Consider the following 18,683-nt stretch of genomic DNA (forward strand, 5'->3'; position numbering starts at 1 on the left):
GACCTCAGGTGCGCCCGAATCCTGGCTGATCAACCAAGCTCGGACCGGAAGAGGGTGCACCAGTGAGCGTCAGATTCCTGCGGGTCGCAGCCGGGTGAGGAACGTGACGCGGGTGGCCGCCCCCTCGGGGCGGGCGGCCCGCGTGGCCCTGGCCTGCTTCACGAGCCGGTGCGATGCGGCGGCCGCGATCAGGTCGTTGCGGCGGGCGGTGGCGAGGTCTGCGGAGACGCTGTGATTCATCATGAACAAAGGATCGGCCGGATCGGCCTGCACAACATCCGTGCTCACCACGGAACCACCACGGAGAGACTCTCAGTGCGTGATCGCGCCCATGGCCAGCATCGCCTCCGTGCCACGGGCGGCATCCGGACCGCCGGCGAGGAGCAGGCTGCGCGCCCACTGGTAGCGGCACCCGGCCGCGGCGAACGCGGCGCCCGCGGCGAGCACGCCGTCGCGGTCACCGTCCAGCAGCGCCGCTGAGCGCGCGACCACCGCACTCGCCACCGGGTTCTCGACGACCAACGGGCCCACCTCGGCGATCCGGTCGCGGCCCAGCACCGGGTCCACCAGTGCCGCCGACTCCACCCACAACGCGGCGTACCAGGGCTGCCACAACCCGTCGGCCCAGCGCCGGAACTGCTGCGGCTCCACGCTCAGCTCCCGCAGGGCACGCGCCGGGTCGCCGCTGTGCAGCCACAGCAGCGCGTCGAAGAACTCGCCGGACCGGAAGTCCTCCGGGGCGCGCCCCACCGGGGCGAGCGCCTCCACCACGGCGAGCCATTCGGCGCGGGAGGCGTCGTCACCGCGCAGCCCGTGCACGCTGGCGATGGCCGTGGCGGACTTGCGCAGCGTCGCGACCCGCGGCCGGCCGGCGCGCTCCCAGCCGTCGCGGAACCGGTCGGCGTTGGCGAGGGTGACGTCCCAGTCGCCGCTCAACGCGGTGACCAGGATCAGCCGGGCCGAGCCGACGTGGCCGACGTCGCGGTGCAGCGACAGGTCGCGCAGCTGCTCCGCCAGCCGCAGCGCCGTCGGGAGATCACCGGCGGCGATGGCGCTCTCCGTCGCCATGACGTGGGCATCGGACATCTCGAATCCCATGTCGGCGTCGGGCGGCAACGGGGCGAGCAGCTCCGTGCGGCGCAACGCCAGCTCCAAACCCGACTGGAGGCGCCCACCCGCGAGGTGCACGGTGGTGAGCCGGTCGAGCGCAGCGCTCTCGATCAACGGCTCCCCTGCCGCCTGCGCCAGTGCCAGCGCATGGTCGGCGCTGGCCCGCGCCGACTCGTCGATCACGCACGGCTCCTGCGGCACGACGCTGCACGCGAACGCCTCGGCCACCGCGATGCGGGCGAGCGCACCGCGATCCCCGCCGGCGTGGGTGCGGGCCGCGGCGATGAGCTCGGCGACGACGTCATCCGACGGTAGCTCGGCGATGATGCCGCGGGCCCGGTTGATCAGCTCGGCGGCCTGCGCGAGATCGCGGGCGGCGGCGACGGGCTCGCCTGCGGCGAGGTACTCCGCGGCGGCGGCGCGGTGCAGCCGGATCATGTCGTCGCCCGCCAGCCGCGGCTGCGCACAGCCGGCCGCGCGGTGCAGCGCGAGCGCGGCGTCGTGGCGGTTCGTGGCCAGCCCGGCCGCCTGCTCGTAGCGCCGTTGGGACTCACCGATCAGTCCGCGGCGGTGGCACAGCGCCGCGAGCAGGTCGGCCACCGCACAGGCGTCCTCGCGGGCCAGCCAGCCCAGCGCGGCACGCAGCTCGTCGGTGAGGTGGTCGACGGCCGTCCGCCAGCGGGCGGCACCGGCGTCACCCACCAGCAGCGCGCTGCCCTCTTCGAGGCACCACCGCAGGTGCCGGGCCCGGCACTCGACCAGCTCCGCCGACTCCTCGAGCAGCTCGAAGCCGTACTGGCGGATCGTCTCCAACGCCCGGTAGCGGGTGCCGGCGGGACCGGCAAGGCTCACCATGCTCTGGTCGGCGAGCTCCGCGAGGCTCGACGCGACGTCGCGCTCCGCGGCGGGTGCCCAGCCGGCGATGGTGGCCGCGGCATCGGCCGGGAAGGGCCTGGCGAACACCGCGACGCGGCGCAGCACCGCCTGCGCCTGCGGGCTGAGCAGCGCGTAGCTCCAGTCGAGCGCCGAGCGGAGCGACCGGTGCCTGCCGTCGACGCGCCGGGCGCCGGTGAGCAGGCGGAGCTGGTCGGCGAGGCCGGCCTCGACCCCGTCGATGCCGACGGCAGGCAGCCGGGCCGCGGCGAGCTCGATCGCCAGCGCCACCCCGTCGAGCCCGCGGCAGATCCGGGCGATCCGGGCGACGTCGTCGGGACCGATCGGCACGGCCGCCGCCCGGGCGCGGCCCACGAACAGGGCAACGGCGTCGCTGTCGAGCAGGCCACCGGGCCCGTCGTCGACCGACAGGCCCGCAACCGGGAACACCCACTCGAACGGCAGTTGCAGCCGCGCCCGGCTCGTGGCGAGCACGGTGAGGCGCGAGCAGTTCGCGAGCAGCTTCTCCAGCAGCACGGCAACGCCGTCGAGCAGGTGCTCGCAGTTGTCGAGCACGAGCAACGTCGTGCGCGCGGCGAGCCTGCCCACCAGCGCGTCGACGAGCGGGACGCCGGGCTGCTCGGCAACACCGATCGCGGCGGCGAGCGCCGGCACGATCATCTCGGGGTCGGTGACGGGGACGAGATCGACGAACCGGACGCCGTCGGGGAACGCCGTGGCCACCTCCGCCGCGGCCGCGAGCGCCAGCCTGGTCTTCCCCACGCCCCCGGGCCCGGCGGCCGTCACCAACCGGTGCGAACGCAGTGCCGTCACCAGCTCCGCGCGTTCCGCCGCCCGCCCGACGAACGGGGTCAGCGCGGCGGGGAGGTGCGCCTCGCCCGCCGAGCCGGCCACCGCGGGCGGGATGTCGGCGCGCATCCCGACCGCCGCCGCGGCCAGCGCTCGCCGGTCGCCCACGTCGAGCTTGCGCAGCAACGACGAGACGTGGCTCTCGACGGTGCGCACGGAGATGTAGAGCTGCGCGGCGATCTCGGCGTTGGTCAGGTGCTCACCGAGCGCCGCGAGCACCTCCGCCTCTCGCGCCGAGATGCCCAGCTCTGCCACCGACCGCGCCGCCACCCGGTGATTGTCCCCCGCCGCTCGCGCCCCGGACATCAGCAGGGCGTCCCTCCTGACGTCGAACGTCAGCAGGGACGCCCTCCTGCGATGTGGGAGCGGGTCAGAGTGCGGTGTAGGTCAGCAGCGTCACACCGACCACGTAGCTCACCTCCGCGTTGCAGAACTCGTCGTCGAAGGAGTGGGTGGTGAACCGGATGTTGCGGCTCTCACCGGGCAACACCGGCTCGGTCGGGCCGAGAGGCTGCGAGTGGAAGCCGATCGGAGGCACCGGCGGGTCCAGCTCGTCGAAGTAGACCGCGGGCATCAGCAGGTGGTTGGCGATGCTGACGTCGTTGGACACCTTGGAGAACTGGTGGAAGGTCGCGACGTCACCGGCACGCATGTCGCGCTGCGCCTTCACCCAGGTGCCGCTGTCGTTCCAGCCCATCTCCACCTCGCTGGCCACGGGGATGGTGCCGGCCAGGTCGAAGTCACAGTTGTTGATCAACCGCACCTGCAGGTCGCTGCGCACCACGTTGTAGCGCGGGCTGATGATCGGGTGGAGGTAGAACTGGCGGAGCACGGCACCGGACGGCGTGTGCTCGGCGAGCGTGACGTTGATGATCCCGTAGAAGTCGCTGCCGTCACCGGCCGGCCAGTTGTAGCGGAACGTGTTGCCGGTGGCCGGGTTGTAGTCGGCGGCGCCGAACTGCGGGCCGTCGGCCGCCTGCATGTGGATGGAGACCGGGTTGGCCCCGGCCAGGCCGGCCGGCATCGTCAGGATCGAGGTGACGCTACGGCCGGCGTAGCGCAGTGCGCTCTCCATGGCCTGCAGGTGCGCGGCAGGTGCCACGGTGACCGGTGGGGCCGCAGGCGACGAGGGCGGAGCTGGCGCGGGAGCGGGCGCTCCACCGTCGCCTCCCCCCGGGTCTCCGTCGATCGGTGGCCGCGGCCGGGCCATGACGTGGCCGATGGACCCCGCGTCCGCGGCGAAGGCGGTGGGCGCGGCGGCCCCCACCATCGCGATCGTCAGTCCGGCGACGATCGCGGCGATGCGGCCGCGGCGGGCCACCCGGCTCAGCACACCCGGACAGTGCTGTCGTGCGGTCATGATGTTCTCCCGAGCTTCACGAATGGAGCAGACGACCAGTTCGGTCACCTGCTCGCACAGCGTGCGTCGGGGATTTAAAGCGCTCTATATCCCTGCGGTACCGGTCAGCCCCGTCACCTTCGCAGGCTTCTGTCACCGGATGGGAACTGCGCGAACGCACCGGCGCTACGTCGACGGGCAATATCGATATAAGTTACACTGATTTACTCGCTTCCTCTCGCACCAGGAGCAGCCATGCAGCTCGACGGGTCACATGCACTGGTCACCGGCGCCTCCCACGGCATCGGCATCGAGATCGTCAGGGAGTTCCGGGCCAGGGGCGCGCGCGTCACGGCGCTGGGCCGCGACAAGGGCCGCCTCGTCGCGATCTGCGACGAGCTGGGCGCCCACCCGCTCGTCGTCGACCTCGCGGACCCCGACGCGCTCGCGCAGGTGATCGGCGACGCCGAGCGCGACGACGGCCCCGTCGACGTGCTCATCAACAACGCCGGGCTGGCCTACGTGGCACCCGCCGCCCGCTCCGAGGCGGGGATGGCCCGGCAGCTGATGCTGGTCAACGCCGTCGCCCCGATGGAGCTGTGCCGCCAGGTACTGCCGGGGATGCTGGAGCGCGGTCGCGGCAACCTGGTCAACGTCTCGTCGCTGGCCGGGGTCAGCGCCGTGCCGGACATGTCGCTCTACTCGGCGAGCAAGGCCGCGCTGCACCACTACACGTCAACGGCGCAGCGCGAGCTCCCGGGCACCGGGGTGACGATGTCGCTGGTGACGCTCGGCGAGGTGGCAGGCACCTACATGATGGAGCAGGCCCGGCAGTCCCCGGTGATCGACGCCGTCTCGAAGCGACTCGCGCACGTGCTGCCGATCCTCACCCCGCAGAGCGTGGCCCGTGGCATCGCCGACGTGGTCGAGCAGGACACCAAGGTCGCCACCATCCCCCGCAGGCTGGGAGTGGCCGTGACGTTGCGCAACCTCCCCAGCACGCTGCAGGATCTGGCGTTCATCGGGATTCCCCGCTGATCACTCGCCGGCGGGCACCGCTCAGGAGCTGAGCTCCTGCAACGCGCGCTGCGCGGCCTCGAGCTCGGCGCGCAGGCGCTCCACCCGATCCAGCTGGCGCTGCCGGGCACCCTCCAGAGAGGACTCGATCGCCTCGGCCACCGCATCAGGCAGGGAGCGGGCCGCCTTCGCGACATCGGCGGGCTGTACCGGAGTGGGCCGGACGCGACGCTTGCCGCCGATCACGACCTCGACCGTCCACTCCCCCTCGGCCGTGGCGTTGAGGGTGACCGTGACCTCGGCCGGGCGGGCCGCGGCCCGGCCTGCGGTGGCGCGCGGGCGCTCGGGAACCCGCTCCGGTACTGGCGCGGGTGCGGGCGTGGGTGCCGGTGCCGGCTGCGCGGTGACCGGCTTGCGTGCCGCCGGGGCCGCCGCCGGTCGGGCTGCGCTCACCTTCGGGACCGGATCCGCCTTCGGGGCCGGGGTCGCCTTCGGGGCCGGGGTCGCCTTCGGGGCCGGCTCGGACACGGTCGGGACCCTCTTGCGGGCGGGCCGGGTGCGAGTGAGCTCGCCGGGCGAGCAGAACATCGTGTCGCGGGAACCGGCCGGTTTGATCTGGATGAAGTCGCCCTCGGCCACCGGATCGATGGAGACCACCTTGGCCGAGCCACCGGCCGGGACGCCCACCGCGGCAGCGGTGAACCACACCGTGACGGGTTTACCCCCCGACAGCTCCGCGCGGGCGGCCTCGACGTCCTGCTCCGTCAGCGGGTTGGTTGCGACCATCGTTGCCAGCTCTCCTGTCGTCGTGCGCAGGCCGCATTGTGCCTCGGCGCACCGACAGAACCGCGATCAACACTGGTCGGCGGGGATGTATCCCTGCTTACAGCCGTTCTCCTGCTGGATCTCGCCGCTCGTCGGGGCGCGCCCGCCGGCGGTGCCGGGGTCGAGGTAGCCCTGGTACTCGGCGCATCCCGGGTCGAACCGGCCGGTGGCCATGGCTCGCGCAGCGCAACCGGGAGCGGCAACCTTGCTGGTAGCGGGCTTGCCGGTGACCGGCTTGCGGGTGGCGGGTGCCGGGTCGCTCGTCATCAGGACGGGCTCGACGCCGGGCACGAGCACCGGCTCGTCGGCCGGTGCCGGTGGCGTGGTGGTCGCGGCGACGGCCGGGACCGCGGACGCGGGCGGTGTCGCCGCCGGGGCGATGGCCAGCGCCACACCCGCGAGCGCGATCACGAGCGCGCCCACGGCCAGACCGACCGTCATCCACCGCCGCATCCCGACGCTCATGGCTGCCCTCCCGCTGCCGGGCGATCCGTTCGGAGGCCCGTGCTTCAGATGTCGCGTGGTGTGGCCGTTTCGTTGCTGTACGTCACCCGAACGAGAACCTCTTCCGCGAATGACCACGCGCCGTAGCGGCGGCGGGGGCTCGTCACACACACGTGATTCCGAGGAAACCCGTTCGGCCGCCCCGTGACGAAGCATCGATCTCCGGTCGGGGCGGGCACCGGGAGGCGGACATGACGCAGCAGATCTCGTCGGAACGTGGGTCAGAGGGTCCGGAGGACGGCACCGCCGCCGTCGCGACGGCAGCGAAGGAGACCCTCGAGGACTACACACTGCGGTTCGCGCCGCGCAGCTACCGCAAGTGGTCGACGGGGGTGGTCGCGATCTCCGCGCTCGGCGGCATCGCCTACCTCGCCGACTTCGCGATCGGCGCCAACATCGGCATCTCCTACGGCACGACCAACGCGCTGTGGGGCATCGGCGTCTTCGCCGTGGTCATCTTCGCGACGGGTTTCCCCCTCGCCTTCTACGCCGCGCGCTACAACCTCGACCTCGACCTGATCACGCGGGGCAGCGGGTTCGGCTACTACGGCTCGGTGGTCACCAACGTCATCTTCGCGACGTTCACGTTCATCTTCTTCGCGCTCGAGGGCTCGATCATGGCCCAGGGCCTCGAGCTCGGGCTGGGGATCCCGCCCTGGCTGGGTTACGCCCTCTCGACGTTGATCATCTTCCCGCTCGTGGTCTACGGGATGTCGCTGCTGTCGAAGCTGCAGCTGTGGACGACGCCGCTGTGGCTGGTGCTGATGGTGGCCCCGTTCGCGTACCTGCTGATCAGCCACCCGGAGTCGGTCGGGTCGTTCTTCGCCTACCAGGGTGAGAACGGCCAGGGCGCCACGAACCTCGGCTCGATCATGCTCGCCGCGGGCGTGTGCCTGTCGCTGATCGCGCAGATCGCGGAGCAGATCGACTACCTGCGCTTCATGCCGCCGAAGACACCGGAGAACTCGCGGCGCTGGTGGACCGCGATGATCCTCGCCGGTCCCGGCTGGGTGGTGTTCGGCGCGATCAAGCAGATCGTCGGGCTGTTCCTCGCCGTCTACATCATCGCCAACATCTCCGGCGGCGCCGGCGTCGCCAACCAGCCAGTGCACCAGTTCCTGGAGATCTACAAGGACATCCTGCCGCCGTGGGCCGCCGTCGCGCTCGCGGTGATACTGGTGGTGATCAGCCAGATCAAGATCAATGTCACGAACGCCTACTCCGGGTCGCTGGCGTGGACCAACTCGTTCACGCGCGTCACGAAGCACTACCCGGGCCGGCTGGTGTTCCTCGGCGTGAACCTCGCGATCGCGCTGATCCTGATGGAAGCCAACATGTTCGACTTCCTCAACACCATCCTCGGCTTCTACGCCAACTGCGGGATGGCGTGGGTGGTGGTCGTGGCGTCGGACATCGCGATCAACAAGTACTGGCTCAAGATCTCGCCGAAGGAACCCGAGTTCCGCCGCGGGATGCTGTACGCGATCAACCCGGTCGGCTTCGGCTCGATGATCATCTCGGCCGGGGTGTCGGTCGTGGCGTTCTTCGGCGGGCTGGGCCCGGCCATCCAGCCGTTCTCACCGCTCGTGGCGATCGGCCTCGCGCTGGTGCTGCCGCCCGTCATCGCGATCGCGACGAAGGGCCGGTACTACCTGCGGCGCACCGACGACGGCATCCCGCTGCCGATGTACGACGACATCGGCAACCCCTCGGGCGAGGTGCTGCACTGCCACGTCTGCCGGCAGGACTTCGAGCGGCCCGACGTCGCGCGGTGCGCCACCCACGACGCCGTGGTCTGCTCCCTGTGCCTGAGCACCGACAAGGTCGGCGACCACGTCCTGCCCGCCGAGGATCCGGCCCGCTCCCGCACGTAACCCGTTGCAGGAAAGCCACTTTGCCGCAACGACGTTGCGGGAAAGTGGCTTTCCTGCAACCCGGAGCGGGGCCCGCACCTACACCCGCCGCCTCCCACGCACCAGCGCGTGGGCCAGCAGCGCCGGCACCAGTCCCGAGCCGACGACGACGAATGTGGGCAGCCGCATCAGCAGCAGCACCCAGGTGGCGAACGCGATCACCGCTGCCGCAACGGCCAGCGGGTGCCGCTGCAGGAACCAGGCCCCCGCCGCCACCAGCGCACGGGTGGTGACGGCGTCGTCGGCGGCGGGCAGCACGGCCAGCACCGCCAGGTAGAGACCGACCGCCAGGCCGGCCAGCGGGATCAGCAGCGCGAGCGCGACGATCCGCACCGGGCCCGGGGTCGCCGACCAGAACAGCACTGCCGTGACGAGCGCGACCGCGAGCGCGCACAGGCCGAGGCCGGGCGCCCAGAACCGGCGCAGCGCCCAGCCGAACTGCCGCCAGAACCGCCGCAGCAGCGAGGCGTGCTCCTGCGCGATCGCCTCCGGCAGCACCCGCTGCAGCGCGATGGCCGCCGGGATCAGCGTCACCACGCCGAGGCCGAGCACCAGGAACGCCAGCTGCAGCATCAGCAGGTCGCCGGCGATCGTCAACGCGGCCAGGACGGTGGCCGAGCGTCCCGCGCGTCCAGCCTCGGCCACGAGGCACCCCCGCTTCTCCCTCGATTGGTGATCGTACGATCAGATACGATCGACTCCGTCGGGTCAAGGTGGAGGACGGATTGTTTGCACCGGAGCGCCATGAGCTGATCCTGCAGAGCCTGCAGCGCCACGGCCGCCTGCTCGTCGCCGAGCTGGCCGCCGAGCTGGGCGTCTCCGCCATCACCGTGCGCCGCGACCTGGGCGAGCTCGACGCCGCAGGCCGGCTGCGGCGGGTGCACGGCGGCGCCATCGGGATCAGCCCGACCACGCGTCCCGGCAACGACGCGGATGCGGGTCGCGGCCCGATCATCGGTCTCGTGGTGCCGAGCGCCACCTACTACTACGCCGACGTCGTCCGCGGCGCCGAGGCTGCGGCCGCCCGCTACGGCGCCCGGCTGGTGCTCGGGGTCTCCGGGTACGACACCGCTGTGGAGCGGGAACGGATCGACAAGGTGCTCGACCTCGGCGTCGCCGGGCTGCTGCTCTCCACCGCCGTCGGCGACGGCCGGGGCGCCGATCTCGGCGATCAGCTCGACCGTCTCGGCGCGCCGGTGGTGCTGGTGGAGCGGGCGTTCGGGTTCCCGCACGTGCAGCACGAGTACGACCACGTGCGCACCGACCACGCCTATGGCGCGCTGCTGGCACTGCGGCACCTCGCGTCACTCGGACATCGGCGGATCGGGGTCAGCCTCCGCACCAGCGTCACGGCCCACTGGCTGCGTCGCGGGATCGAGGAGGCGGCCGGCCTGCTCGACGTGGAGCCGTTCGTCTCCGCGCTCGTGCTCTCCGCCGACGGGGACGATGCCGCGACCAGGGCCCGCGTCGACGCGTTCCTCGCCGAGTGCGAGGAACAGCAGGCCCACGCCGTGCTCGTGCACTCCGACGAGGACGCTGCCCGCCTGGTCGAGCGGGCCATGGAGCGCGGCATGCGCATCCCGGAGGACCTGGCCGTGATCGCCTACGACGACGTCACGGCGGCGCTGGCCGTCGTGCCGCTGACGGCCGTCTGCCCGCCGAAGCTCGCGATCGGGGAGGTCGCCTGCGAGGTGCTGCTGCGGCGGCTGCAGGCCCCGGACGGACCCCGCCGGCACCTCAGCCTGCTGCCGGAACTGCGTGTGCGTGCCTCCTGTGGCCCAATCTCTGATCGAATCTGATCGTTCGACCGTCAGGGATTGACGATAGAAAGCGCTTACCCCTACCTTCGCGACACGGTGCTGGTCGATGCCGACCGAGCGAAGGGACACACCTGTGCAACGTGGCGCTCGACGTGGTCTGGTGGCGCTGATCGCCGTGCTGGGCATGGCCGTCAGCGGGTGCGGCAGCGGGGTGATCGATGCGAGCACCGACGGGGTGCCGGCCGCCGAGGCGACCGGCACGCTGCGGGTGCTGATCCCGTCGTTCCCCTCGAGCAGCAAGGGCCGGGAGGAGTTCGACAAGGTCGTCGCGGACTTCCGGAAGACCTATCCGAAGATGAACGTCGAACCCGACTTCGCGACCTACTCCAACCTCAACGAGAAGATGTCGACCTCGATCGCGGCCGGCATCCCCTACGACGTGATGGTCACCGGCGTCGGCTGGATCCAGCCGTTCGCGTCGAAGCGGATCTTCGCCGACCTCGGAGAGTTCGGCGTGACCAACGACCTCATCGCACAGCAGAGCATCGCCGCGATGATCCCGACGGCCACCTACAACGGCAAGATCTACGCGTATCCGCTCGTCGCCGACGCCCGCGCCGTCGCACTGCGTGCCAGCGCATTCCGGGAGGCGGGCCTGGACCCCGACAAGCCGCCGACGTCGATGGCCGAGATCAAGGCCGACGCCGAGAAGCTCACCAAGCGCAACGCGCAGGGCACCATCACCCGACCCGGTTTCGACTTCTTCGCCGGCACCTCGTACCGGCAGGCCTACGTGACCTTCCTGGCGTCCACCGGTACGCCGCTGTACGCGGACGGCCGCGAGAAGTTCAACAGCCCCGACGGCGTCGACACCCTGCAGTGGTTCCGATCGATGATCAACAACGTGCAGGTGTCCGGCCAGCAGAACGCCGCCCAGCAACCCATGGTGCTGACCGGCGAGGCCGCCATGGGCCTCACCGGTGGGGCTGTCGACTGCTCGGACAAGGGCATCGGCAAGGCCAACTGCGACGACCTGCGGTTCTTCCGGCTCAACAGCGGCAGGGAGGTGGAGTTCGTGGGTGGCGACATGGCGTCGATCGGCTCCCGGAGCAGGCACAAGGAAGCGGCCTGGGCGTTCATCCAGACCCTGACCAGACCGGCGACGCTCGACGTGATCGCCACGCTGAACAAGAAGCTCCCGGCGTACAAGGACGCGGTGAACTCCCCGCAGGCCCGGTCGAACCCGCTGAGCAAGTTCATCGCGGGCGGCCTGGAGAACGCCGTCTACGAGGGCGGCAGCGCCAACTGGCTGGAGATGCGCGGCAACTTCGACACCCAGCTCTCCCAGGCGATCCTCGGGCAGAAGGACGCCGGCAAGGTGCTGGCCAACCTGGCGGGACAGTCACGATGAGCACCGTTCTCGAAGGCACCCGATCCGACGCTGCGCCCCAGCCGGCCGCCGGCGCACCGCGCGGCCGCAAGCTGGTCCGCAACCAGTCCCGCGCGGGCTGGCTGCTGCTCACCCCGGCCCTGCTGCACTCGGCGATCTTCATCCTGATCCCGGTCGCGTTCGCGATCGCCCTCAGCTTCACCGACTACAGCTTCGGCGACTCGTGGGCGTGGGTCGGCTTCGACAACTACGCCGAGCTGTTCCGCGACCAGAACTTCCAGGCCGCGTTCGTCAACACGATCGTCTACGCGGTCGTGGTGGTGCCCGTGTCGGTGGTGCTCGCGCTGGCGATCGCGCTGGGGCTCAACCAGAAGATCCGCGGGATCGGCTTCTTCCGCACGGCGTTCTACCTGCCGACGGTGACGGCGACCGTGGCCATCGCCACCATCTGGCTGTGGATCTACAACCCCGGCTCCGGGCTGCTCAACGGCTTCCTCAGCCTGTTCGGTGTCGCCCCCGGTCGCTGGCTGACCGACCCGAACACCGCCCTGCCCTCGCTGATGGTCGTCGGCATCTGGCAGGGCCTCGGCACCAAGGTCATCATCTACCTGGCGGCGCTGCAGGGGGTGTCTCGGGACCTGACCGAGTCGGCCACCCTGGACGGCGCCAACCCCTGGCAGCGCTTCCGCAACGTGACCTGGCCGGCGCTGGGCCCGGTCCAGTTCTTCGTGCTCGTCACCTCGATCGTCGCCACCTTCCAGGTCTTCGACCTCATCTACGTCACGACGAAAGGCGGACCCGGCACCGCAACGACGGTGCTGGTGCTCGACATCTACCAGCACGCCTTCCAGGCGCTGCGGCTCGGCTTCGCGTCCGCCGAGACGGTCCTGATGATGGTCGTCATCGCGGTCTTCATCGGTCTCGGGCGCCTGCTGCAGAAGGCGGACACCCATGACTAGCGCCACGATCACCGCACCCGACACGCGCCGCGGACGGGACGGGGTACGGCCCGGCCGGGTGCTGCTCTACGTCGCTCTCGCGGTCGGCGCGATCCTGATGATCGCCCCGTTCGTGTGGATGGTGCTCACCGCGCTCAAGAGCAACCTGGAGATCGCCAAGTTCTCCTGGCTGCCCACCGAGCTGCGCTGGCAGAACTTCGTGGAGGCGATGCAGTCGGCGCCGTTCCTGCGCTACTTCCTCAACAGCTTCACCATCGCCGTCGGCGAGACCGCGTTCACGCTGGTGGTCTGCACGATGTCGGGCTACGCGCTCGCACGGCTGCCGATCCGCGGCTCGAAGACGCTGCTCAACTACTTCATCATGCTGCTGCTGGTGCCGTTCCAGATCATCCTGGTACCGCTGTTCCTGGTGGTGAAGTCGATCCCGCTGTTCGGCGGCAACGACATCCTCGGACAGGGCGGCATCGGCTGGCTCAACTCCTGGTGGGGACTCATCATCCCGCTCGGCGCCGCTCCCCTGTACACGTTCCTGGCCCGCCAGTTCTACGTCTCGCTGCCCGACGAGCTGGCACAGGCGGCCCGGATCGACGGGCTCGGCGAGTTCGGCATCTACCTGCGGATCATGACGCCGCTGATCAAGCCCGCACTGATCACCATCGCCGTCTTCCAGATCGAGGCGGCCTGGAACGCGTTCCTCTGGCCGTTGATGATCACCACATCGGACGCGATGCGACCACTGCAGCTGGGGCTGGCGATCTTCGCCCAGAACCCGGCCGAGATCCAGTGGCCGTACCTGATGGCCGGCACGGCGCTGGCCACGCTGCCGATGATCGTCCTGTTCATCTTCGCCCAGCGGCGATTCGTCGAGGGCATGGCGAACGTCGGCATCAAGGGCTGAGCCCCGTCCGCGGGCGGGGGTGCTCTCCCGAGGAGAGCATCCCCACGCTGTACCAGCCCCAGTACACGCGGTGGTGCGCGATCAGGTCGTCGCGGATCTGCATCACCTCGACGATGTCCATCTGCTCACCGTCGGGCGATTCCCGCGGGTACTCCCAGGTCAGCTGGGTGCCGTCGGTGAGGAAGCCGGTGCGGTGGCGGCGGCGCTGCGGTGGCTGGTTCGCGAAGACGCACTCGATGAACCGGCGCAGGTCCGCCCGGCCGCGCACCACCCCGTCGGTACCGCCGAGCAGGTGGCACACGAGCGGGCTCTCCAGCGTGGCGTCGGCGCCGTAGAGCGCCACGGCGGCGTCGACGTCCTTGGCCCCCAGCGCCTCGTCCCACGCCGTGAAGATGTGGGAGATGGCTGCCGTTGCTGTCATGATCGCTCCTCGGGTCGGGTACGCATACCGACGCTAGGTGCGCGACGTTTTGCCGGCGGCCGAACCGTCGTCGTGCCAGGCTTCGGGCATGGCCGCTGCGGATCGGGACCTCGCTCCGGTCGCCGCGCTGATCGGCGACCCCGCCCGGGCCGCGATGCTGGCCGCGCTCGCCGACGGCCGCGCGCTCCCGGCCGGGGAACTGGCGCGCTGCGCGGGCGTGCGTCCGGCCACGGCGACCGCGCACCTGCACCGTCTCGTCGACGGCGGGCTGGTCACCGTGCGAGCCCAGGGCCGCCACCGCTACCACGAGCTCGCGGGGCCCCACGTCGCCGAGGCGCTGGAAGCGCTGGCCCGGATCGCGCCGCCGGCACCGGTCCGCTCGTTGCGCGCGCACCGCAGCGCCGCCGGGCTCGCCGAGGCCCGGACCTGCTACGACCACCTCGCCGGGCGGCGCGGGGTCGAACTGCGCACCCTCCTGCTGGACGCGGGCGCACTCCACCCCGTCGACGATCGTGATCACGCACTCACCGTCGACGGCCGCCGACTGCTCGTCGGGCTGGACCTCGACCCGGACCGGTTGGGCACCACCCGGCGGGTCTTCGCCCGGCACTGCATCGACTGGACCGATCGCCGTCCACACCTCGCCGGAGCCCTCCCCGCCGCTGTGCTGGGCCGCTTCCTCACGCTGGGCTGGGTCACGCGCCGGGCCGGCCGCGCCGTGCGCATGGAACCGGGCTACGACGAGCACGTCAGGCGGTGGCTCGGGAACCCCGCGGAGCGCTGATCACCAGGCGAAACACTTCGGAGATCAGCAACGACTTCGCATTCACCTCTCGAATTTTCGAGCCGGAGCGGGATGATCGTGGTCCGGGACATCACTGGGGAGCGGTGTCCGGATCTCCCCGGGAGCCGGGCGACGCTGGGGAGCGGATCGCCCGGCTCCATCCCCCAGAAATCCTGCTCACTCCTGCCATTGTCAGGGTAACCTGGCAGTGGCGTCAGGACACCCTGACGGTGGGGAGGGGTCATGAGCACCGATCGGGATCCGTGGCGCGACGGCCGGGAGGCATGGGAGCACCTGGCCGCCTGGTACCGGGATCGCCACACCGCGCCCGGCGATCCACTCGGGGCCCTCAACGACATCGGCCTGCTGCGGCGACTGCTCGACGAGGCCGAGCTCGAAGCGGTGCGCAACGCGCGGCACCTGCGCCGGTCCTGGGCCGAGATCGCCATCAAGCTGGGCGTCACGAGGCAGTCGGCATGGGAGCGCTGGCGTGATCTGGACGTCGAGCCCGCCGTCGGCGGCACCCGTGGCGACCCCGGCCGCGCCGCCATGCCCCCGCTCGACATCGGACCGCCGGCGGCGGCAGCCGTGCTCGACCGGGCAGCCCGAGCGGCGCGGCGGCGGGCGTGGGTGACCGTGCCGAACGTGGTCGGCAGGTCCTACGCCGACGCCGGCAGGCTGCTGGGCGAGCTCGGCCTCGTCCCGCTGTCGGCCGATCCGCAGGGCGCCCCATCGCTCGCGTTCGACGAGCCCGGCCCGACCGTCACCGACCAGAGCCCGGAGTCGGGAGCCAGGGCACAGCCGGGCGCGCCGGTCACGCTGTGGACCGAGCGCGGTGGCGGAGCCGGCGTGCGGGAGCCGCGGCGACCGAAGCCCACTCCCCACACCGGGCGCAAGGTGCTCGAGGAGCCCAGCCAGGAGGCGGTGAGCTGACAAGTTACTATTGCAAGTGAATTGCAATAGTTCGTAGGATGGGACACCCGTACCGACGAACCCTGCGGAGACCCCATGGCGCAGCTCATCCCCGCCGCGGGACCGCAGCGCACCTTCGCCGTCGCCAACCTGGCCAACGCGGTCGGCACGGGCATCTTCCTGACCGCCGGGGTCCTCTACTTCACCGAGGCGGTCCACCTCCCCGCCGAACAGGTCGGGCTCGGTCTCGGCATCGCCGGGCTCGTGGCGCTCGTCGTCGGCATCGCCGTCGGGCATCTCGCCGACCATCGCGGACCGCGCGGCGTGTACGCCGCCACCCTGATCATCCGCGGGCTGGCCACCGCCGGATTCGCGGTGGCCGACACCTTCTGGCCGTTCGCGGTGGCGGTCACGCTGGCCGTCACGGCCCACACCGCCGGCCAGTCCGCTCGTGCGCCGCTCATCAAGCTCCACGGCGGTCCGCGCCCCCAGGAGTTCCGGGCTCACCTGCGGTCCGTCACGAACATCGGCATCTCGATGGGCGCCGTGCTCGCGGGCTTCGCCGTGCAGACCGACACCCGCTCGGCCTACCTGCTGCTGATCGCCGGCAACGCACTCTGCTGCCTCGCGGCCGCCGCACTGCTGTTCCGGCTGGCGCCGGTCCGTCCCACGCCGACCACGAGCGACGGCCCGAGATGGATCGCGCTGCGCGACCGCCCCTATCTCGTGCTGACCCTGCTCGACGGCATCATGGCCATCCAGTTCAAGGTCCTCACCGTCGCGATCCCGCTCTGGCTGGTCACCGCGACCACGGCACCACGCTGGCTGATCTCCGCGACGATGCTGACCAACACCGTCATCGTCGTCGCGTTCCAGGTGCGGGCCAGCCGCAACATCGTCACGCCCCGCGCAGGCGGCCTGGCCTTCCGCCGAGCAGGCATCGCCTTCCTGGCGTCCTGCGCGCTCATCTCGCTGGCCGCGGGGACGCCGGCGTGGGCGGCCGCCGCGCTGCTCGTCGTGGCCGTGGTCGTGCACACGGTCGGCGAGCTCTGGCACGCGGCAGGCGGCTTCGAGATCTCCTTCGCACTCGCGCCCGACCGCGCCACCGGCCAGTACATCGGTGTCTTCGGGATGGGCGCCGGCCTGGCGGAGACCGTCGGCCCGGCCCTGATCATCGCGCTGTGCATCAGCTGGGGCCGCCCGGGCTGGTACGTGCTCGGCGCGCTCTTCGCCGTCACCGGGCTGGTGGCACCACTCGCCGTGCGGTGGGCCGCGGCCCGGCGGCCGGCGATGGCATAGCAACCGTCACGCGGCCGCGCGCTCCGCGACCGCCTTGAGCCGCTGCAGCGTGCGGCCCATCGCACGATCGAGCTGGTGATGACGGCGGGTCAGCACGTCGACGACCCGCATCCACCACGGGATCCAGTGCACCTCGAACGACTCGGTGACCACGGTGCCGTGCGCCGACGGCGCCAGCCGGTAGCGCCAGAGCGTGCCTTCGCGGCCGCCCTCCTCGGTGGAGAACGCGAACTCGACACCCGGCTCGGCGGTGCGCACGGTGCCCCGCCGCGACCACCGGATCGGGCCGCTGCGGTTGTGCCCGACGAAGCGGGCCCCCGCGACCGGGCCCGCGACCCCGTCGAGCCATTCGACCTGCCGGCACTCCGGACTGAACTCGCCCATCCTCGGCAGGTCGGACACGAGCGCGTAGATCCGTTCCGGGCGAGCCGTGATCTCGATCGTCGCTTCCCCACGCATGGGCTCTCTCCAGTCGCCTCGGCGGTGAGGTCAAGCTACGACTCGTAACTAAAGCTGTCAATCGTTACTCATGATACGGTCCGCGAAACGTGAGGGGTGAGTGCGATGGCGACCGCGGAGCTGCCGGACCGGCGTGGCAGGCGCCGCCAGGAGACGATCGAGGAGATCTTGCGACTGGCCGTCCAGATCATGGAGACCGAGGGTGTCGGCGGCCTGACCGTGGCAGAGATCGCTCGCGGGCTGGGCGTCCGGCCGCCGTCGATCTACAAGTACTTCTCGTCGCTGCGCGCGATCCACGACACGCTGTTCCAGCAGGGCCACGCGGCGCATCGAGACGCCGTGCGCGAGGCGCTCCACGGCGTGCCGGCCGGGATGACCGCCGTGCTCGCGGCCGCCGAGGCCACCGGACGGTGGGCCACCCGCAACCCCGTACTGGCCGAGCTGATGTTCTGGCGGCCGGTGCCCGGTTTCCGGCCCTCGGACGAGGCCTTCGCCCCCAGCCGCGAGCTCTACGAGCTGCTGCGCGCCACGCTGGGCGGAGCCGTCGATTCCGGCGAGCTCGGGCCCGGCGCCGCCACCGACCGGGGTGTCGACCTGCTGTCCTGCCTGGTCGGCGGCGTCATGTCCCAGCACATGGCCAACGAGCCCGGCACCGGGTGGAACGAAGGCCGGTTCACCCCGCTGCTCATGCCGGTCGTGGCGCTGCTGCCGCACGCCTTCCCCCCACCGGCGGAGGCGCGCTAGACACGTGTCCGCATCCCTGCGACCACGGCCGCGGTGACCGTCCGCGCCGTCCGGATCGGGCTCGCGATGGCCGCCTCGGGAGACGCCCGATCCTGTTGCTGCACGGTGGCGCGGGACCCCGGTCCGTCATGGCCTTCGCCGACCAGCTCGCCGCGAGCGCACCGGCTCGCGTGCTGACACCGATCCACCCCGGTTTCGCCGGTACTCCCCGTCCGGCAGCGCTGGAGGGCATCCGCGGGCTGGCGGCGCTCTGCGTCGAGCTGCTCGCGGAGCTCGACCTCACCGACGTCACCGTGGTCGGGACCTCCGTCGGCGGCTGGATCACCGCCGAGATGGCGCTGCTCGATGCGTCCCGCATCAGCGGCATCGTGCTGGTCGACGCCGTCGGCATCGACGTGCCCGAGCATCCGCCCGTCGGGTTCTTCGCCCTCACCCCCCCGACGAGGTGGCCGACCGCGCCTACCACGACCCGGCCGCGTTCCGGATCGACCCGACCACCCTGCCGCCCGAGCAGCTCGCCGCGCTGGCGGGCAACCGGGAGGCGCTCGGCGTCTACGGCGGCACCATGACCGACACCGGGCTCGCCGCCAGGCTGCCCGCGATCAC

The 18,683-nt window shown here is 71.4% G+C and carries 19 protein-coding genes; 11 read left to right on the top strand and 8 right to left on the bottom strand.

Translation table 11 applies throughout. The features are described 5' to 3' along the window. Nucleotides 1-69 precede the first annotated feature (69 nt). The 3 genes from ACFPFQ_RS34420 to ACFPFQ_RS34430 form a co-directional block, all read right to left on the bottom strand. Nucleotides 70-243 (bottom strand): hypothetical protein, encoded by a 174-nt coding sequence (locus ACFPFQ_RS34420; RefSeq protein WP_379626482.1) that lies wholly within the window; start codon nucleotides 241-243, stop codon nucleotides 70-72. 69 nt (nucleotides 244-312) lie between these two features. After that, the gene (locus ACFPFQ_RS34425; RefSeq protein WP_379626483.1) at nucleotides 313-3,123 is read right to left on the bottom strand and encodes an ATP-binding protein; all 2,811 of its coding nucleotides are present in this window, start codon (nucleotides 3,121-3,123) and stop codon (nucleotides 313-315) included. A 100-nt stretch (nucleotides 3,124-3,223) separates the two neighbouring features. Next, nucleotides 3,224-4,213, bottom strand: coding sequence for a hypothetical protein (locus tag ACFPFQ_RS34430; RefSeq protein WP_379626485.1), 990 nt, complete (start codon nucleotides 4,211-4,213; stop codon nucleotides 3,224-3,226). A gap of 234 nt (nucleotides 4,214-4,447) precedes the next feature. On the opposite strand from ACFPFQ_RS34430, the gene ACFPFQ_RS34435 reads away from it, so the two are divergent. Continuing rightward, nucleotides 4,448-5,230 carry an SDR family NAD(P)-dependent oxidoreductase gene (locus ACFPFQ_RS34435; protein WP_379626487.1) on the top strand — a complete coding sequence of 261 codons (783 nt, stop codon included), beginning with the start codon at nucleotides 4,448-4,450 and terminating at the stop codon, nucleotides 5,228-5,230. Nucleotides 5,231-5,251: 21 nt separating this feature from the next. Here ACFPFQ_RS34435 and ACFPFQ_RS34440 read toward each other — a convergent pair whose 3' ends face one another. After that, nucleotides 5,252-5,995 (bottom strand): DUF6319 family protein, encoded by a 744-nt coding sequence (locus ACFPFQ_RS34440; RefSeq protein ID WP_379626489.1) that lies wholly within the window; start codon nucleotides 5,993-5,995, stop codon nucleotides 5,252-5,254. Nucleotides 5,996-6,061: 66 nt separating this feature from the next. Further along, nucleotides 6,062-6,499 carry a hypothetical protein gene (locus tag ACFPFQ_RS34445; RefSeq protein WP_379626491.1) on the bottom strand — a complete coding sequence of 146 codons (438 nt, stop codon included), beginning with the start codon at nucleotides 6,497-6,499 and terminating at the stop codon, nucleotides 6,062-6,064. A 230-nt stretch (nucleotides 6,500-6,729) separates the two neighbouring features. On the opposite strand from ACFPFQ_RS34445, the gene ACFPFQ_RS34450 reads away from it, so the two are divergent. Continuing rightward, nucleotides 6,730-8,412: a purine-cytosine permease family protein gene (locus ACFPFQ_RS34450; protein ID WP_379626493.1), complete on the top strand. Its 1,683-nt coding sequence runs from the start codon at nucleotides 6,730-6,732 to the stop codon at nucleotides 8,410-8,412. 78 nt (nucleotides 8,413-8,490) lie between these two features. On the opposite strand, the gene ACFPFQ_RS34455 is transcribed toward ACFPFQ_RS34450, so the two are convergent. Next, nucleotides 8,491-9,096, bottom strand: coding sequence for a DUF624 domain-containing protein (locus tag ACFPFQ_RS34455; protein ID WP_379626495.1), 606 nt, complete (start codon nucleotides 9,094-9,096; stop codon nucleotides 8,491-8,493). Between the two features lie 80 nt (nucleotides 9,097-9,176). Here ACFPFQ_RS34455 and ACFPFQ_RS34460 point away from each other — a divergent pair, with 80 nt between their 5' ends. The 4 genes from ACFPFQ_RS34460 (at nucleotide 9,177) to ACFPFQ_RS34475 (ending at nucleotide 13,458) form a co-directional block, all read left to right on the top strand. Beyond that, a complete protein-coding gene (locus tag ACFPFQ_RS34460; protein ID WP_379626497.1) occupies nucleotides 9,177-10,250 on the top strand; it encodes a substrate-binding domain-containing protein in 1,074 nt (357 codons plus the stop codon). A 121-nt stretch (nucleotides 10,251-10,371) separates the two neighbouring features. Then, nucleotides 10,372-11,622, top strand: coding sequence for an extracellular solute-binding protein (locus ACFPFQ_RS34465; RefSeq protein ID WP_379626499.1), 1,251 nt, complete (start codon nucleotides 10,372-10,374; stop codon nucleotides 11,620-11,622). Continuing rightward, entirely contained in the window at nucleotides 11,619-12,560 is a 942-nt protein-coding gene (locus ACFPFQ_RS34470; RefSeq protein WP_379626500.1) for a carbohydrate ABC transporter permease, read from the top strand. Before ACFPFQ_RS34465 ends, ACFPFQ_RS34470 begins: the two co-directional genes overlap by 4 nt. Further along, nucleotides 12,553-13,458 carry a carbohydrate ABC transporter permease gene (locus tag ACFPFQ_RS34475; RefSeq protein WP_379626501.1) on the top strand — a complete coding sequence of 302 codons (906 nt, stop codon included), beginning with the start codon at nucleotides 12,553-12,555 and terminating at the stop codon, nucleotides 13,456-13,458. The genes ACFPFQ_RS34470 and ACFPFQ_RS34475 overlap by 8 nt, the downstream gene beginning before the upstream one ends. On the opposite strand, the gene ACFPFQ_RS34480 is transcribed toward ACFPFQ_RS34475, so the two are convergent. Further along, nucleotides 13,448-13,879, bottom strand: a complete 432-nt coding sequence (locus ACFPFQ_RS34480) for a nuclear transport factor 2 family protein (RefSeq protein ID WP_379626502.1) — start codon at nucleotides 13,877-13,879, stop codon at nucleotides 13,448-13,450. The two genes, ACFPFQ_RS34475 and ACFPFQ_RS34480, sit on opposite strands and share 11 nt — an antisense overlap. A gap of 88 nt (nucleotides 13,880-13,967) precedes the next feature. Between ACFPFQ_RS34480 and ACFPFQ_RS34485 the strand changes: the two genes are divergently transcribed. The 3 genes from ACFPFQ_RS34485 (at nucleotide 13,968) to ACFPFQ_RS34495 (ending at nucleotide 16,874) form a co-directional block, all read left to right on the top strand. Continuing rightward, nucleotides 13,968-14,663, top strand: a complete 696-nt coding sequence (locus ACFPFQ_RS34485; protein ID WP_379626504.1) for an ArsR/SmtB family transcription factor — start codon at nucleotides 13,968-13,970, stop codon at nucleotides 14,661-14,663. Between the two features lie 243 nt (nucleotides 14,664-14,906). Next, entirely contained in the window at nucleotides 14,907-15,596 is a 690-nt protein-coding gene (locus ACFPFQ_RS34490) for a PASTA domain-containing protein (RefSeq protein ID WP_379626506.1), read from the top strand. A gap of 75 nt (nucleotides 15,597-15,671) precedes the next feature. Continuing rightward, a complete protein-coding gene (locus tag ACFPFQ_RS34495) occupies nucleotides 15,672-16,874 on the top strand; it encodes an MFS transporter (RefSeq protein ID WP_379626508.1) in 1,203 nt (400 codons plus the stop codon). A 6-nt stretch (nucleotides 16,875-16,880) separates the two neighbouring features. On the opposite strand, the gene ACFPFQ_RS34500 is transcribed toward ACFPFQ_RS34495, so the two are convergent. Next, on the bottom strand, nucleotides 16,881-17,333 hold the full coding sequence (locus tag ACFPFQ_RS34500; protein WP_379626510.1) for an SRPBCC family protein: 453 nt from the start codon (nucleotides 17,331-17,333) through the stop codon (nucleotides 16,881-16,883). A 105-nt stretch (nucleotides 17,334-17,438) separates the two neighbouring features. On the opposite strand from ACFPFQ_RS34500, the gene ACFPFQ_RS34505 reads away from it, so the two are divergent. Together ACFPFQ_RS34505 and ACFPFQ_RS34510 are read left to right on the top strand one after the other, a co-directional pair. After that, on the top strand, nucleotides 17,439-18,077 hold the full coding sequence (locus tag ACFPFQ_RS34505) for a TetR/AcrR family transcriptional regulator (RefSeq protein ID WP_379626512.1): 639 nt from the start codon (nucleotides 17,439-17,441) through the stop codon (nucleotides 18,075-18,077). Next, entirely contained in the window at nucleotides 17,990-18,646 is a 657-nt protein-coding gene (locus tag ACFPFQ_RS34510) for an alpha/beta fold hydrolase (RefSeq protein WP_379626514.1), read from the top strand. Before ACFPFQ_RS34505 ends, ACFPFQ_RS34510 begins: the two co-directional genes overlap by 88 nt. Nucleotides 18,647-18,683 lie beyond the last annotated feature (37 nt).

The organism is Pseudonocardia sp. GCM10023141, from assembly GCF_042653605.1.

What these genes read in the sequence shown, in the direction of transcription:
- ACFPFQ_RS34430 (WP_379626485.1), bottom strand. Translation starts at nt 4,213, where the DNA reads ATGACCGCACGACAGCACTGTCCGGGTGTGCTGAGCCGGGTGGCCCGC.
- ACFPFQ_RS34500 (WP_379626510.1), bottom strand. Translation starts at nt 17,333, where the DNA reads ATGCGTGGGGAAGCGACGATCGAGATCACGGCTCGCCCGGAACGGATC.
- ACFPFQ_RS34420 (WP_379626482.1), bottom strand. Translation starts at nt 243, where the DNA reads ATGATGAATCACAGCGTCTCCGCAGACCTCGCCACCGCCCGCCGCAAC.
- ACFPFQ_RS34435 (WP_379626487.1), top strand. Translation starts at nt 4,448, where the DNA reads ATGCAGCTCGACGGGTCACATGCACTGGTCACCGGCGCCTCCCACGGC.
- ACFPFQ_RS34450 (WP_379626493.1), top strand. Translation starts at nt 6,730, where the DNA reads ATGACGCAGCAGATCTCGTCGGAACGTGGGTCAGAGGGTCCGGAGGAC.
- ACFPFQ_RS34440 (WP_379626489.1), bottom strand. Translation starts at nt 5,995, where the DNA reads ATGGTCGCAACCAACCCGCTGACGGAGCAGGACGTCGAGGCCGCCCGC.
- ACFPFQ_RS34470 (WP_379626500.1), top strand. Translation starts at nt 11,619, where the DNA reads ATGAGCACCGTTCTCGAAGGCACCCGATCCGACGCTGCGCCCCAGCCG.
- ACFPFQ_RS34495 (WP_379626508.1), top strand. Translation starts at nt 15,672, where the DNA reads ATGGCGCAGCTCATCCCCGCCGCGGGACCGCAGCGCACCTTCGCCGTC.
- ACFPFQ_RS34485 (WP_379626504.1), top strand. Translation starts at nt 13,968, where the DNA reads ATGGCCGCTGCGGATCGGGACCTCGCTCCGGTCGCCGCGCTGATCGGC.
- ACFPFQ_RS34445 (WP_379626491.1), bottom strand. Translation starts at nt 6,499, where the DNA reads ATGAGCGTCGGGATGCGGCGGTGGATGACGGTCGGTCTGGCCGTGGGC.
- ACFPFQ_RS34475 (WP_379626501.1), top strand. Translation starts at nt 12,553, where the DNA reads ATGACTAGCGCCACGATCACCGCACCCGACACGCGCCGCGGACGGGAC.
- ACFPFQ_RS34480 (WP_379626502.1), bottom strand. Translation starts at nt 13,879, where the DNA reads ATGACAGCAACGGCAGCCATCTCCCACATCTTCACGGCGTGGGACGAG.
- ACFPFQ_RS34490 (WP_379626506.1), top strand. Translation starts at nt 14,907, where the DNA reads ATGAGCACCGATCGGGATCCGTGGCGCGACGGCCGGGAGGCATGGGAG.
- ACFPFQ_RS34505 (WP_379626512.1), top strand. Translation starts at nt 17,439, where the DNA reads ATGGCGACCGCGGAGCTGCCGGACCGGCGTGGCAGGCGCCGCCAGGAG.